The organism is Cellulomonas sp. P2_F12 (assembly GCF_056403775.1).
This window is the reverse complement of sequence record NZ_JBFUEV010000013.1, coordinates 32,625-45,340: the sequence shown is the minus strand read 5'-3', so window position 1 is coordinate 45,340 and position 12,716 is coordinate 32,625. Positions and strand designations below refer to the sequence as shown.

Below are 12,716 nucleotides of genomic sequence, written 5' to 3'. Positions count from 1 at the left end.
CTTCGTGGACGTCCCGGTCAGCGCGTTGCGCGCAGAGCTCAGGCAGTGGATCGAGGCCGCACGCGCGGGGGAGGACGTGGTCATCACCGAGCGCGGCATCCCCGTCGCCCGGCTGAGCGGGATCGCCGCCGCGGACCTGCTGACCCGGCTCGAGCGCGACGGCCTGCTGACACCGGCGACGACGTCGCGCCCCGCCGCCCGCACCGGGGACCGCGGCGCAGCCCCGGCCGCGAAGGGCGGGGTCTCCGACCTGGTCCGTCGGCTGCGGCGCTGAGATGGCGGTCGTCTACCTCGACACCAGCGCGCTGGTGAAGCTGTGCGTCGCCGAGCCCGGGTCGGACCTGGCCGCGGCCCTGTGGGACGGCGCCGACCTGGTGGTGACGTCCCGGTTGGCCGACGCCGAGGTCCGGGCGGTGCTGGCCGGCGGGCGACGGGCCGGGCGGCTCGACGACGACGCGGCCGCCGGTGCGCTCGCGGTGTGGGACCGGCTCTGGCCGGGGCTGCACGTGCTCGAGCTGCGCGACGTGGTGACCGCGTCGGCGGCGCAGCTGGTGGGCCGCCACCCGCTGCGCGCGGCGGACGCCCTGCACCTGGCGTCGGCGCTGGAGCTCCGGTCGCCCGACCTGGTCGTCGCCGCGTGGGACGAGCACCTCGCTGCCGCGGCGCGTGCCGAAGGGCTCATCGTCGTCCCCTGATGTCTCGTAGGCTCGGCCCGTGGTCGCCTCCCTGCAGCTCGTGATCTTCCTCGTCTTCTACGTCGCCATCTTCGGGCTGTGCCTGTGGGCGCTCATCGACCTGCTCCGGCGGCCCTCGAAGGCGTTCACGCAGGCCGGCAAGCTGACCAAAGGGCTGTGGGGCGCGATCATCGGCGTCTCGACGGCCGTCTCGTTCAGCGTGATCCCGGTGCCCGGAGTGCCGCACCTGCCCTCGTTCCTCGCGCTGCTCGCCGCGGTGGGCGCGATCGTGTACCTCGTGGACGTCAAGCCGGCGATCACGCCGTACTCGGGGCGCCGGGGACCGCGTGGACCCTCCTCCGGCGGTTGGTGAGCGTGACCGACATCGGTACCGCGGCGGTCCCGCTCGCCCGGGTGCTGCGCGGTGGGCTGGTCGAGTCCGTGCACGCCGGGCACGTGGTGGTCCTCGCGCCCGACGGGTCGGAGCGGCTGGTGCTCGGCGACGCGGACGCCACGATCTGGGCGCGCTCGTCGCTCAAGCCCCTGCAGGCCGTCGCGATGCTGCGGGCCGGGCTCGACGTCGACGGGGCCGCGCTCGCGCTCGTGTGCGCCAGCCACAACGCCGAGCCGGGGCACCTCGAGGTCGTCCGGTCGATCCTGGCCGGAGCCGGCCTGGGTGTCGACGACCTGCGCAACACCCCCGACTGGCCCCTCGACCCCGACGCCGCGTGGCAGTGGCGGGCCGACGGCCACGGCACCGAGCCCCTCACGCAGAACTGCTCGGGCAAGCACGCCGGCATGCTGGCCACCTGCGTCGCCGCGGGGTGGTCCACAGACGACTACCTGGACCCCGAGCACCCGATGCAGCGGGCCGCCCGCGCGGTGGTCGCCGAGCTCACGGGGGTCCCCGTCGAGCTGGCCACGACCGACGGGTGCGGAGCGCCCCTGTTCTCCACGACCCTGCGCGGCCTGGCCCGGTCGTTCGGGCGCCTCGCGTCCGGCGACGGCCTCGAGGGGCGCGCGGGGGCCGCGATGTCGGCGCACCCGTGGCACGTGGGGGGCACCGGACGGGACGCCACCCGTTTCATGGAGGCGGTGCCGGGCCTGGTGGCCAAGGACGGTGCCGACGGCGTCTACGCGGCCGGTCTGCCCGACGGCGGCGCGGTCGCGGTGAAGATCGTCGACGGCTCGTCGCGCCCGCGCCCGGCGGTGCTGGCCGCGGCCCTCGCGGTGGCCGGTGTCGACCCGACCCTGGTCGGGCCGGTCGGACTCACGCCGGTCCTCGGCCACGGAGCACCCGTCGGTGAGGTCGTCGCGACCTTCGGCCCCCTCGTCGGCGCATGAGGGCGGTCGTCCAGCGCGTCACGCGGGCCTCGGTCACGGTCGACGGCATCGTCGTCGGCGCGATCGACCGGCCGGGGCTGCTGGCGCTGGTCGGCGTGACGCCGGGCGACGGTCCCGCCCAGGTGGAGCTGATCGCCCGCAAGATCGCCGAGCTGCGGATCCTGCGCGACGAGCAGTGCGCGGTCGACGTCGGCGCCCCCGTGCTCGTGGTCAGCCAGTTCACGCTCTACGGGGACACCCGCAAGGGTCGCCGGCCGACGTGGAACGCCGCCGCGCCCGGACCCGTCGCCCAGCCGCTGGTCGACGCCGTGGTGGACGACCTGCGCGGCCGGGGGCTCGAGGTGGCCACCGGCGTGTTCGGAGCGGACATGGCCGTCGAGCTGGTCAACGACGGGCCCGTGACGATCCTGCTGGAGTCGGTGCCGGACGCCTGACGCGCGGCCGCGACGAGGTCGCCCTGCGCGGGGCCTCGACGCGGTTTCCTGACGGGGCCTTACGAGCCGCCGCAGCGGGTCGTCCGGATGCTCAGCAGCTCCATCCCCGGCGGAGGTGCCGGCGGGTCGACCATGGACGGGTCGGCGGCGTTGGCGAAGGTCACGCCGAACCCGTCGCGGCAGAACCCGCCGGCATCCCGGGCGTGCCAGCCCTCCGCCACCAGAGCCGCGCCGACCTCAGCCTGCGCCGCGCCGGCGTCGGTGACCGCGTACAGGTGGACCACCCGCGAGCACTCCTGCAGGCACAGGGTGTGCTCGACCGTCGAGGTGGTCAGCAGCTGCGCCCCGGTCGCCACCGGCAGGGACGCACCGACGCCCGTCATGCGGGCCAGGCTGGGCCCGCCGAGCCGCCCGAGGCCCAGGCCCAGCGCCACGAGGACCAGCGCCCCGCCGGCCAGGATCCACCAGCGGTGCCGCGTCTGTCGGACCAGGAACCACGTGGGGACCAGCACCACCAGCAGCGCGGACACGGCGACCCCCCGGGACCCCGCGTTCCCCGTCAGCGTCAGCACCGCGGCCACCAGGAAGATCCACGCGGCCCAGATCGCCAGCAGCCCGAGCCCCCGGACCGTCCAGGTGCGCGCGAACGACCGCTGCGGCGCCGCCGAGGTCGTCGCCACGGCATCCCCTCCCCGCCGCGAGCGTCGCGGCCCTCGTGAGCGGCGCGCCACGGTGCGCGACCGACGGGGGACACCGAACCAGACGAGGCGCCCCCTCGGGTCGCGATCCGTCGTCGTCCACCCGAAAGGACGCCGCGCTTCACCCGCCGGGGGAGGCGGCGCCGAGCCGGGCGCGGGGCTCGGCGGCTGCCGTGCCGCGGGCACGGAAGGGAGAACGGAAGTGGGCACGGAAGCGGGCACGGAAGCGGGCACGGAAAAGGCCCCTCGGAGTAAGCGTCCGAGGGGCCTTGCCGTGCTCCCAGGTCTTCCGTCACCGGCGGACCGGCGACCGACGCCGCGCTGACGGTGCGGCTACGTCCCGGCACCCGGTGTTCCACCGGCGCCGTCGACCCCGGAGGGGAGTCCAGCACCTGCGGTCCGCCGTGGGCGGGACGACTGCGAGCAACCTCCCGGTCCGTAACGGCCCCCGCGTCGTCATCCGCGGGTCGTCATGTCGCCACGACGATGTGGTCGTCCGTTCTCCGGTCGGCCCGACATCCACAGCCTGTCCCCACCGGCGCGACCTCCCCGAGGGGTGTCCTTCGCCGCCTGCCCGGTTCCTCGAAAGGCTCCGTCGCGTCGAGGTTCCGGCCCTCCTGGGCAGTCGTCCACCCGGTCCACGCGTCCTCCGAAGAGGCCACCTGACCTGCGGTTTCAGTCTCCCCTGGCGGGATCCTTCACCTGCGGTTCTCGATCTGTCGATCTCGATGTGAGATTTCTAGTCCCCCTCGGGAAGGGGCCACAAGGGGTTCTGGGAGCTTTCTTTGTCCACCGATTGCCCCACACCCTTGTCCACAGGTTCACCTGCGGAAACACCGGGTTAACACAGGCCTGTGGACAGAATTTGTGGACGGGCCGGGTGTCGTTCACCCGTCCGGGCGTGGGCCTTCGGTAGCCTGAGACCCAGCAAAGGCCCCTCGGAGTAAGCGTCCGAGGGGCCTTGCTGCGTCCGCGAACCGGCCATCATGGGGTCCATGCGCATCGAGGCGGTCCTGGGCGACATCACCGAGAACGACGTCGACGTCGTCGTCAACGCCGCGAACTCCTCGCTGCTCGGCGGTGGAGGGGTGGACGGCGCGATCCACGCCGCCGCCGGACCGGAGCTGCTCGAGGCGTGCCGGGAGCTGCGGCGCACCACGCTGCCGGACGGCCTGCCCGTCGGCGACGCCGTCGCGACCCCCGGGTTTCGGCTCCCGGCCCGGTGGGTGGTGCACACGGTCGGCCCGAACCGGCACGCCGGCCAGACCGACCCGATGCTGCTGTCGTCGTGCTTCGCCCGCTCGCTCGAGGTCGCGGTCGAGCTCGACGCGTCGAGCATCGCGTTCCCTGCCGTGAGCGCGGGGGTCTACGGCTGGGCCGTCGGCGAGGTCGCCCGGGTCGCCGTCGGCACCGTGCGGGTCTGGCAGGAGGGGGCGGACGCCGGCTGGACCGACGGCCACCCCCGCCCGCACGGCATCGAGCTCGTGCGGTTCGTCCTGTTCTCGCCCGACGCGCTGGCCGCCTTCGAGGCCGAGCTCGCCTAGGTCCCGTCCAGCCGCCGTCAGGCCCGCGCGCGTGCCGGGATGACCGCGTCCTGGGTGGCCAGGACCTGCGTGACGGCGGCGCGGCGGCGCATGAACACCTTGTCGACCTCCGCAACGATCGGCAGCAGCAGCGCCAGGCCCAGGCAGGCCAGCCACTGGGGACCGGACAGCGACTGCGTGGTGAGCCACCCCTGCAGGAAGCTGAGCTCGGTGGCCAGCACCACCAGGATCGCCGGGACCGACAGCACCTTGATCGCCGTGAGGATCGGGGCCGCCAACCCGGAGCCGGGCTCGCGGCGCAGCGCGATCCCCGAGAGCACCGAGCCGAGGCCCATCACCACGAAGGCCATCGTCATCGACGCGGTCGCGTGGTCGGGCGACGGCTCGTCGGGCCCGCCGACCAGCGGGATCGCCGAGGCGGCGAAGAGCACGAAGCCGTACAGGAGCCAGCGGCGGACGGCCTGGCCGTTGCTGATCCCCATGTTCGGGTCGCGCGGCGCCCGGTCCATGATCCCGGGGCTGACCGGGTCGAGCATGATCGCGATCACCGGGAACACGCAGACGAAGAAGTTGAGGAACAGCACCATCATCGGCGTCATCGCGACGCCGTCCGCGATGTCGAAGATGCTCGCGGCCAGGAACAGCATGACCAGGCCGATCAGCTGGCTCATCTGGAACCGGATGTACGCGGTGATCTTCTGGTAGATGCTGCGGCCCAGCTCGACCGCGTGCACCAGGGTGCTGAAGTTGTCGTCGGTGAGCACCAGGCGGGCGGCCTGCTTGGTGACCTCGCTGCCCGAGCCCATAGCCACGCCGATGTCGGCCTGCTTGATCGCGGCGGCGTCGTTGACGGCGTCGCCGGTCATGGCGACGACGAGCCCTTCCTTCTGCATCAGCTGCACCAGCCGGAGCTTGTCCTCCGGCGTGACGCGTCCGAAGACGTGCAGGTTGGGCAGCCGCTCGAGGAGCTCTTCGTCGGTGAGCTGGGCGAGCTCGGGACCGCTGATCGCGCCCGGGCCCAGGCCCAGCTGGGCACCGATCGCGCTCGCGGTGATCGCGTGGTCGCCGGTGATCATGCGGACCTCGATGCCGGCCTTCAGCGCGATCTCCACGGCGATCTTGGCGGTGGGCCGCAGCGGGTCGACGATGCCGACCAGGCCGACGAACACCAGCTCCTCGACGTACGACATGGGGTCGGCGACGATCGCGGACTCGTCGGCCGGCGTGAGGAACCTCGTCGCGAAGGCGAGCGTGCGCAGGCCCTGCTGCGCGAGCCGCTCCATCTCCGCCTCGATGTCGGCACGCATGGTCTCGAGCTCGACCGTCTCGCCCGGACCGGCGAGCGCGTGCGTGCAGCGCGCCAGGACCACGTCCGGGCCGCCCTTGACCACCTCGACGAGAGTGCGGTCGCCGCGCCACGGCAGCCAGTGCGCTGTCGCCATGAACTTGTAGGCCGAGTCGAACGGCACCTCGGCGACGCGGGGGTAGGTGCGTCGGCTCTCCTCGGCGTCCACCCCGAGCTTGGCGGCCAGCACGACCAGCGCGGCCTCCGTCGGGTCGCCGATGATGTCGCCGCCGTCGGACACCGTGGCGTCGCTGGCCAGGCACAGGCCGTACGCCAGCGGCGTCAGGTCGGGGAGCTCCGCGCCGGCCGTCTGGAGGATCCGGCCGGACTTCGCGTACCCGCTGCCCTCGACCGTGAAGTGCTGCCCGATCGTGTACAGGGCGGTCACGGTCATCTCGTTGAGCGTGAGCGTCCCGGTCTTGTCCGAGTTGATCGAGCTGGTTGCGCCCAGGGTCTCGACGTCGTTGAGGTTGGCCACCACGGCCTTGGCGTCGGCGAGCTGCCGGGCGCCGTACGCGAGCATGGCCTGCACGAACGTGGGCAGGCCGGTCGGGATCGCCGAGATCGCCACGGCGGTGGCCAGGAACAGCAGGTCACTGGCTGACTGACCGCGGGCGATGCCGATGAGCACGATGACGGCGACGGCGCTCCAGGCGATGACGCCGAGCACCTTGGTCAGCTTGTCCAGCTCCCGCTGCAGGGGTGACTTCGTCTTCTCCACCGACGACAGCAGGGTCGCGATCGTGCCGATCTGCGTGGTCATGCCGGTGGCCGTGACCAGCATGGTCCCCGTGCCGCGCGTGACCGACGTGTTCTGGAACGCCATGTTGGCCCGGTCCCCGAGCGGGACCTCGTCGTCGGCGAGGACCGCGACGTCCTTGCCGATCGGCGCGCTCTCGCCGGTGAGTGCCGCCTCCTGCGTCTCCATCGTCGCCGTGCGCAGCAGCCGGCCGTCGGCGGGCACGATGTCGCCGGCCTCGAGCTCGACCACGTCGCCCGGGACCAGCTGGCTGGCGGGGATCTGGACCAGGTTCCCGTCGCGGCGCACCCGGGACTGCGGCTCCTGCATCGTCGCGAGCGCGTCCACGCTCTTGCGGGCCAGCATCTCCTGCCGGGCACCGATCACCACGTTGATCACCACGAGGAACCCGACGATCACGGCGGTCGAGCCCTGGCCGATGGCGGCGCTCACGGCGGCCACGGCGATGAGCATGATGTTCATGGGGTCGCGCACCTGCTGGAGGACGACCGACCACACCGACGGCGCGGCTTGCGCGGTAAGCGTGTTGGACCCGTACTGCTCCCGGCGGCTGATCACCTCGGCCGCGGACAGGCCGGTCGTGAGGTCGGTGCCGAGCTTCGCGCTCGCCGTCTCCGGGTCGAGCGCCCACCAGCGCGTGGGGGCAGGCGTGGTGGTGAGGGTCTCTGTCACTGGTGCTCCTCGGGCCGCGGAGGGAGCCTGTCGGTCCCTGGAGCACACGCTAACCTGAGATGCCCCGATCCACGGACGATCGAGGCATCTCGGGCGGCATTCAGGACACCGTGACCGGCACCGGGACCTCGGCGGGCTCCGGCTCGGGCTGCCTGCTCAGCGCGCTGGGCCACCACATCGTCCTGCCGATGTCGAGGTTCAGCGCCGTGACCAGGATCGACCGCACCACGAGGGTGTCCAGCAGGACCCCGAACGCGACGGCGAACCCGATCTCGGCGAACGCCACGAGCGGCAGCGTGCCGAGCACCGCGAACGTGCCCGCGAGGACCAGGCCGGCCGACGTGATGACGCCGCCCGTGGCCGCGAGGCCCACCAGCGAGCCCCGGTGGTGCCCGATCCGCAGCGCCTCCTCCCGCACCCGGGTCATGAGGAAGATGTTGTAGTCGATCCCCAGGGCCACCAGGAACACGAAGACGAACAGCGGGAACGACGTGTCCGCCCCGGCGTAGCCGAACAGGTACTTGAAGATCAGCGCGCTGATGCCGATGGCGGCCCCGAACGACAGGACCACGGTGCCGACGAGGACCAGCGGCGCGACCACCGCCCTCAGCAGGAGCATGAGGATGAGGAAGACGACCATCAGGATGATCGGGATGATCAGCTTGTTGTCCGCCGACGAAGCCCGCTGGACGTCGAGGTTGACGGCGGTCGTCCCCCCGACCAGCGCGTCGGCGTCCGGCACCGCGTGCACGGCGTCACGCACCCGGTCGACCGTGGCGTAGGCGTCGTCGCTGTCGGGCGCGGACGTCAGAGTGCCCTCGAGGTACGCGAGGTCGCCCTTGACGACGGGCTCGGTGATGCTCGTCGGGTCGATGCCCTCGACGCCGGCGAACGCGGCCGAGACCGCGGCGGCCTGGTCGGCGTTCGTGATGACGGCGACCGGGGAGCCCGCGCCGCCGGGGAAGTGCGCGGACAGGACCTTCTCGCCCTCGATCGACGGCTGCACGCCGCGGAACGACTCCTCGGTGGTCAGGCCGGTGGCGTTGAGGGCCACGATGCCGAGGCAGGCGACGGCGAGGACCGCGGACGTGCCGACCCAGGTGCGGCGGGGGTGGCGCTCGATACGCGTGCCGACGCGGGCCCAGAAGCCGTGCACCGACGGCTCGTCGTCCCCGAGCCTCGGGGTGCGGGGCCAGAAGATCCACCGGCCGCACGTGACCAGCAGCGCGGGCAGCAGCGTGAGCATGACGAGCAGGGCGACGACGATGCCGACCGCGGCGACCGGGCCGAGACCGGCCGTCGAGTTCATCGTCGCGAAGAGCAGGCACAGCATGCTGATGGCCACGGTGGCGCCGCTTGCGATGATCGCGGGGCTGGCGCGGTGCAGTGCGAGGGCCATCGCCTCGTGCCGGTCGCCGTGCTTGCGCAGCTCCTCGCGGTAGCGGGCGACGATGAGCAGCGCGTAGTCCGTCCCGGCGCCGAACACCAGGACCGTGAGGATGCCCGCGCTCTGGGCGTTGACGGTCAGGTCGAAGTTGTCCGCGAGCAGGTAGATGACCGCCTGCGACACGGTGAGGGCGACGCCCGCCGAGATGACCGGCAGGAGCCAGAGGATCGGGCTGCGGTAGGTGATCAGCAGGATGATGATGACGACCGCGACGGCCGCGTACAGCAGGATGCCGTCGATGCCCTCGAACGCCTTGGAGGAGTCGGCGGCCGAGCCTGCGGGGCCGGTCACGTAGACGTCGAGCCCGTCCGGGCCGTCCTCGGCGGTCGCCCGGAGCTCCGTGACGGCGTCGGCGGCCAGGTTCCAGCCGTCCTTGCCGAGATCCAGCGGGACGATGATCTGGGCGGCCTGGCCGTCCTGCGACGGGATGGGGCCGACGACCGCGCCGTCGAGCGTGTCCAGCGTGCCGAACTGTGCGGCGTCGGCCTGGATCGCGGCGAGGTCCTCCGGGGTCAGGCCCGAGGAGCGTGCGTAGACGATCACGGCGGGGATCGTGTTGGCGGACACGAAGCTCCCGGCGACGTCGAGCACCTCGGTGGACTCCGCGTTGGAGGGGAGCCAGGACTTGGCGTCGTTGTCCTGCGCGCCCGTGAGCTTGCCCGCGAGGGGGCCTAGGAGCGCGACCACCGCGAGCCAGAAGGCGATGACGACGAACTTGACGTAGCGATGGGTGATCCATCCGGCGACGTGAGACATGGGCTTTTCCTCTGTGGGGAAGTCGACGACGACAAAGGTGCGGCCCGCTCGACGGGAGATACCTCGTCGGGGCGCCGGTGCCGTGCTGCTTGCGATCCTAGGATTTCGGGGTCGTCAGGCCCAGGGATATCGGGGAGACCCCCGAACCGACCCTCAGGTTCCCCTCAGGAGTTGCTCAGGGCAGTCAGGGCCCGGGCCGCGTCGGACGCGTCGTTCCAGACGTGGAAGGCGAGCCGGACGCCGCCGCCGCGCCCGGCCGCACGGGTACCCCCTGCGGCGAGCTGGGACCGTCGAGAACCCTCCGGGTCGTCGGGCACGGCGACGATCGCGCTGCCCCCGGGCGGCAGGCCGAGGCCGGCGCGGAGGTCGTCGGCGAGCCCGACGGCGTGCCGACAGACCTGCTCGGGGTCGGCGGCGGCGAACTGCTGGAGCACGGGGGCGGCCCCCACCCAGCACAGCCAGGCCGGGGAGACGTCGAACCGCCGCGCGTCCCGGGCGAGCGCCATGGCCGGCCCGTAGACCGACGACCAGATCTCCTCGCCGGCGTACCACCCCGCGTTGATCGGGCGCAGGTCGTCCAGGAGCTCCGGGCGCACCGTGAGGAAGGCCGTGCCGCGCGGGGCGGAGAGCCACTTGTAGGCCGCGCAGACGGTGACGTCGAAGCGGTCGGCATGCAGCGGCAGCCAGCCGGTGGCCTGCGTGGTGTCGCAGACGGTGCGGACCTGGTGGGCCGCCGCGGCCGCGAGGATCGCGTCGGCGTCGGCGACCCGTCCGTCGCGCGACTGGACCAGGGAGAACGTGACGGTGTGGGTGGTCGGCCGGATCTCGTCGGCGAGCCGCTCGAGCGGCACGTGCCGGACGGTGACGCCGCGGTCCGCGTTCGCGACGAACGGGAACGTGACCGACGAGAAGTCGCCATCGACGGCCAGCACCTCGGCGCCGTCCGGGACGCTCGCGGCGGCCAGGCCGACCAGCGCGGACGCCTGGGAGCCGATCGCGACGTCCGACGCGTCGGTGTGCACCAGCCGGGCGTACGCGGCGCGGGAGGCGGTGACCGCCTCGTCGTAGACCGCGAGGTCCGCCTTCCCGGCCTGCCAGGTGTCCAGCGCGTCGCGCATGGCCTCGACGGTCGCGCGGGCCGGGAGCCCGCTGGTGGCGGCGTCGAGGTAGCCGGGCACGGGCTCGAAGGCGGCGCGGAGGGTGTCGAGGGAGTGCATCCGTCGATGGTCGCCCGGGCCGGTGCATCACACAACGACAGGAATGAGTGCTCAGGCATCACGAGCCGTGATACTGGGGTCATGGTGCACACCCCGATCGAGGCACGGACGTCCGCACGATCGGTCGTCGGGGCGACGGGATCTGCGGACGTCCCGGGGTCTGCTCCCTCGGCCGGCGGCTCTGCTCCCGCGGTCGGGGGCGATCTCGGGGTGGCCGGGCTCGAGGTCGGGTCGTTGCGGATGCTGCGGGCCATCGCCGACTCCGGGACCATCACCGGCGCCGCCGCGCTGCTCGGGTACAGCCAGCCCGCCGTGAGCCAGCACGTCCGCCGGCTGGAGCGGCGGCTCGGCACCGCCCTGCTCGACCGCACGGGCCGCTCGATCCGGCTCACCGAGGCCGGCGAGGTGCTGGCGCGGCACGGCTCGACGGTCGGCGCGGCGCTGCGGGCGGCGGAGGCGGAGGTGTCGGCGCTCGCTGGCCTGCGGGCGGGCCGCGTGCGGCTGGTCGCGTTCCCGTCGGCGTCCGCGACGATCCTGCCCGGCGCGCTCGCGGACCTGCGGGCCCGGCACCCGGGACTGACGGTGACGCTCGACGAGGCCGAGCCGCCCGAGTCGCTGCACGCGCTGCGGGCGGGGACGGCCGACGTCGCGCTGGCCTTCGCGTACCCGGGCGTCGGGCTCGGCCGCGGCGAGGACGACCTGGCAGGCCTGGTGACCCGGCACCTCCTGGACGACCCGACGATGGTCGCCCTCCCCGCGGACCACCCGGCGGCCGACCGGCCCGACCTGGACCTCGGCGACCTGGCCGGCGAGTCGTGGATCGCCGGCTGCCCGCGGTGCCGGGGCCACCTGCTCAGCGCCGGTGCGGCGTGCGGGTTCGCGCCGTCCATCGCGTACGCCACCGACGACTACGTCGCCGTGCTCGGGCTGGTCGCGGCCGGGCTCGGGGTCGCTCTGCTGCCCGAGCTGGTCCGGCCGACCGCGGAGCGGCAGCCAGGCGTCGTGGTCCGGCGGGCCACGGGGACGTCCGTGCGGCAGGTGCACGCGGTCACGACGCCCGACCTGCTGCGCGTGCCGGGCGTGGTGGCGACGATCGAGGCGATCGCCGCCGTGGCCGCGGCCCGCTGACGCCTCAGCGGCCGAGCGCCAGCGCGTCCTGCACGGCCGTCTCGGCCGGACCCGCGTAGACCGGCGACCGCCCTGTCGCGGCGTCGAGCGCGGCCCGCCACGACGCGGGCAGCTCGCGCGCCCGCCAGGTCAGCGCCTGGACCGGCCGGACCGACGTCGACGAGACGCCGACCCCGGTCACGGTGATGCCTGCCGCGGCGCACGAGAACAGCGCCCGGCGTAGGTGGTAGTCCTGCGTGACCACGACCGCGTCGTCGACGCCGAACACCTCGTGGGCCCGGACGCAGGAGTCGTGGGTGTCGAAGCCGGCGTAGTCGCGGACCACGTGCTCGGACGGGACCCCGTGCGCCACCAGCCAGTCGAGCATGGCGGTGGGCTCGTCGTGACTGGCGCGCGCGTTGTCGCCGCTGACCAGGATCACGTCGACGGTGCCGCGCTCGTACAGCTCTCGCGCCGCGTCGAGCCGCCGAGCGAGGTACACGGACGGGCTGCCGTCGGGCTTGAGCCCGGCGCCGAGGACGAGGGCGACCGGCGTGGGCGCGACGTCGTCGGCGGCTCGGACCTTCGCCTGACCGACGCCCTGGACCCACAGGATCGGCGCGACGACCAGCACGGACGCGACGGCGACCACGATCCAGGCGACGCGTCGGCGGGTGCTCACGCCCGGAGCGTAGAGCTCGGACGTCGGCTCGCGTGA

Annotated in this window: 12 protein-coding genes; 7 read left to right on the top strand and 5 right to left on the bottom strand. The window is 73.4% G+C overall.

Annotated elements, in window-relative coordinates; genetic code table 11:
• The first annotated feature begins 4 nt into the window (after window positions 1-4).
• Genes AC1DWH_RS19755 through dtd form a run of 5 tightly spaced genes read left to right on the top strand, consistent with a single transcriptional unit; the run spans window position 5 to window position 2,452 of the window.
• Window positions 5-274, top strand: coding sequence for a type II toxin-antitoxin system Phd/YefM family antitoxin (locus AC1DWH_RS19755; RefSeq protein ID WP_456846922.1), 270 nt, complete (start codon window positions 5-7; stop codon window positions 272-274).
• Between the two features lies 1 nt (window position 275).
• Entirely contained in the window at window positions 276-695 is a 420-nt protein-coding gene (locus AC1DWH_RS19750; protein WP_477095095.1) for a type II toxin-antitoxin system VapC family toxin, read from the top strand.
• 19 nt (window positions 696-714) lie between these two features.
• The gene (locus tag AC1DWH_RS19745) at window positions 715-1,047 is read left to right on the top strand and encodes a DUF2516 family protein (protein ID WP_456846791.1); all 333 of its coding nucleotides are present in this window, start codon (window positions 715-717) and stop codon (window positions 1,045-1,047) included.
• Between the two features lie 2 nt (window positions 1,048-1,049).
• Window positions 1,050-2,018, top strand: a complete 969-nt coding sequence (locus AC1DWH_RS19740; RefSeq protein WP_477095094.1) for an asparaginase — start codon at window positions 1,050-1,052, stop codon at window positions 2,016-2,018.
• Window positions 2,015-2,452, top strand: a complete 438-nt coding sequence (dtd, locus tag AC1DWH_RS19735) for a D-aminoacyl-tRNA deacylase (protein WP_456846790.1) — start codon at window positions 2,015-2,017, stop codon at window positions 2,450-2,452. The genes AC1DWH_RS19740 and dtd overlap by 4 nt, the downstream gene beginning before the upstream one ends.
• Window positions 2,453-2,511: 59 nt before the next feature.
• Here the strand turns inward: dtd and AC1DWH_RS19730 are convergent, their stop codons facing one another.
• Window positions 2,512-3,132 (bottom strand): hypothetical protein, encoded by a 621-nt coding sequence (locus tag AC1DWH_RS19730; RefSeq protein ID WP_477095093.1) that lies wholly within the window; start codon window positions 3,130-3,132, stop codon window positions 2,512-2,514.
• A 1,013-nt stretch (window positions 3,133-4,145) separates the two neighbouring features.
• Between AC1DWH_RS19730 and AC1DWH_RS19725 the strand changes: the two genes are divergently transcribed.
• Window positions 4,146-4,694, top strand: coding sequence for an O-acetyl-ADP-ribose deacetylase (locus tag AC1DWH_RS19725; RefSeq protein WP_477095092.1), 549 nt, complete (start codon window positions 4,146-4,148; stop codon window positions 4,692-4,694).
• Window positions 4,695-4,711: 17 nt separating this feature from the next.
• On the opposite strand, the gene AC1DWH_RS19720 is transcribed toward AC1DWH_RS19725, so the two are convergent.
• The 3 genes from AC1DWH_RS19720 to AC1DWH_RS19710 form a co-directional block, all read right to left on the bottom strand.
• Window positions 4,712-7,471: a cation-translocating P-type ATPase gene (locus tag AC1DWH_RS19720; RefSeq protein ID WP_477095091.1), complete on the bottom strand. Its 2,760-nt coding sequence runs from the start codon at window positions 7,469-7,471 to the stop codon at window positions 4,712-4,714.
• 100 nt (window positions 7,472-7,571) lie between these two features.
• On the bottom strand, window positions 7,572-9,674 hold the full coding sequence (locus AC1DWH_RS19715; RefSeq protein WP_477095090.1) for an MMPL family transporter: 2,103 nt from the start codon (window positions 9,672-9,674) through the stop codon (window positions 7,572-7,574).
• Between the two features lie 164 nt (window positions 9,675-9,838).
• Complete coding sequence (locus AC1DWH_RS19710) at window positions 9,839-10,891, bottom strand: aminotransferase class V-fold PLP-dependent enzyme (RefSeq protein WP_477095089.1); 1,053 nt, start codon at window positions 10,889-10,891, stop codon at window positions 9,839-9,841.
• Between the two features lie 81 nt (window positions 10,892-10,972).
• Between AC1DWH_RS19710 and AC1DWH_RS19705 the strand changes: the two genes are divergently transcribed.
• Window positions 10,973-12,019, top strand: a complete 1,047-nt coding sequence (locus AC1DWH_RS19705) for a LysR family transcriptional regulator (RefSeq protein WP_477095088.1) — start codon at window positions 10,973-10,975, stop codon at window positions 12,017-12,019.
• 4 nt (window positions 12,020-12,023) lie between these two features.
• On the opposite strand, the gene AC1DWH_RS19700 is transcribed toward AC1DWH_RS19705, so the two are convergent.
• Window positions 12,024-12,680, bottom strand: coding sequence for a SanA/YdcF family protein (locus AC1DWH_RS19700; protein WP_477095087.1), 657 nt, complete (start codon window positions 12,678-12,680; stop codon window positions 12,024-12,026).
• Window positions 12,681-12,716 lie beyond the last annotated feature (36 nt).

Coding starts and splice junctions, on each gene's coding strand:
- AC1DWH_RS19750 (WP_477095095.1), top strand. CDS start 276: ATGGCGGTCGTCTACCTCGACACCAGCGCGCTGGTGAAGCTGTGCGTC.
- AC1DWH_RS19725 (WP_477095092.1), top strand. CDS start 4,146: ATGCGCATCGAGGCGGTCCTGGGCGACATCACCGAGAACGACGTCGAC.
- AC1DWH_RS19705 (WP_477095088.1), top strand. CDS start 10,973: ATGGTGCACACCCCGATCGAGGCACGGACGTCCGCACGATCGGTCGTC.
- AC1DWH_RS19710 (WP_477095089.1), bottom strand. CDS start 10,891: ATGCACTCCCTCGACACCCTCCGCGCCGCCTTCGAGCCCGTGCCCGGC.
- dtd (WP_456846790.1), top strand. CDS start 2,015: ATGAGGGCGGTCGTCCAGCGCGTCACGCGGGCCTCGGTCACGGTCGAC.
- AC1DWH_RS19715 (WP_477095090.1), bottom strand. CDS start 9,674: ATGTCTCACGTCGCCGGATGGATCACCCATCGCTACGTCAAGTTCGTC.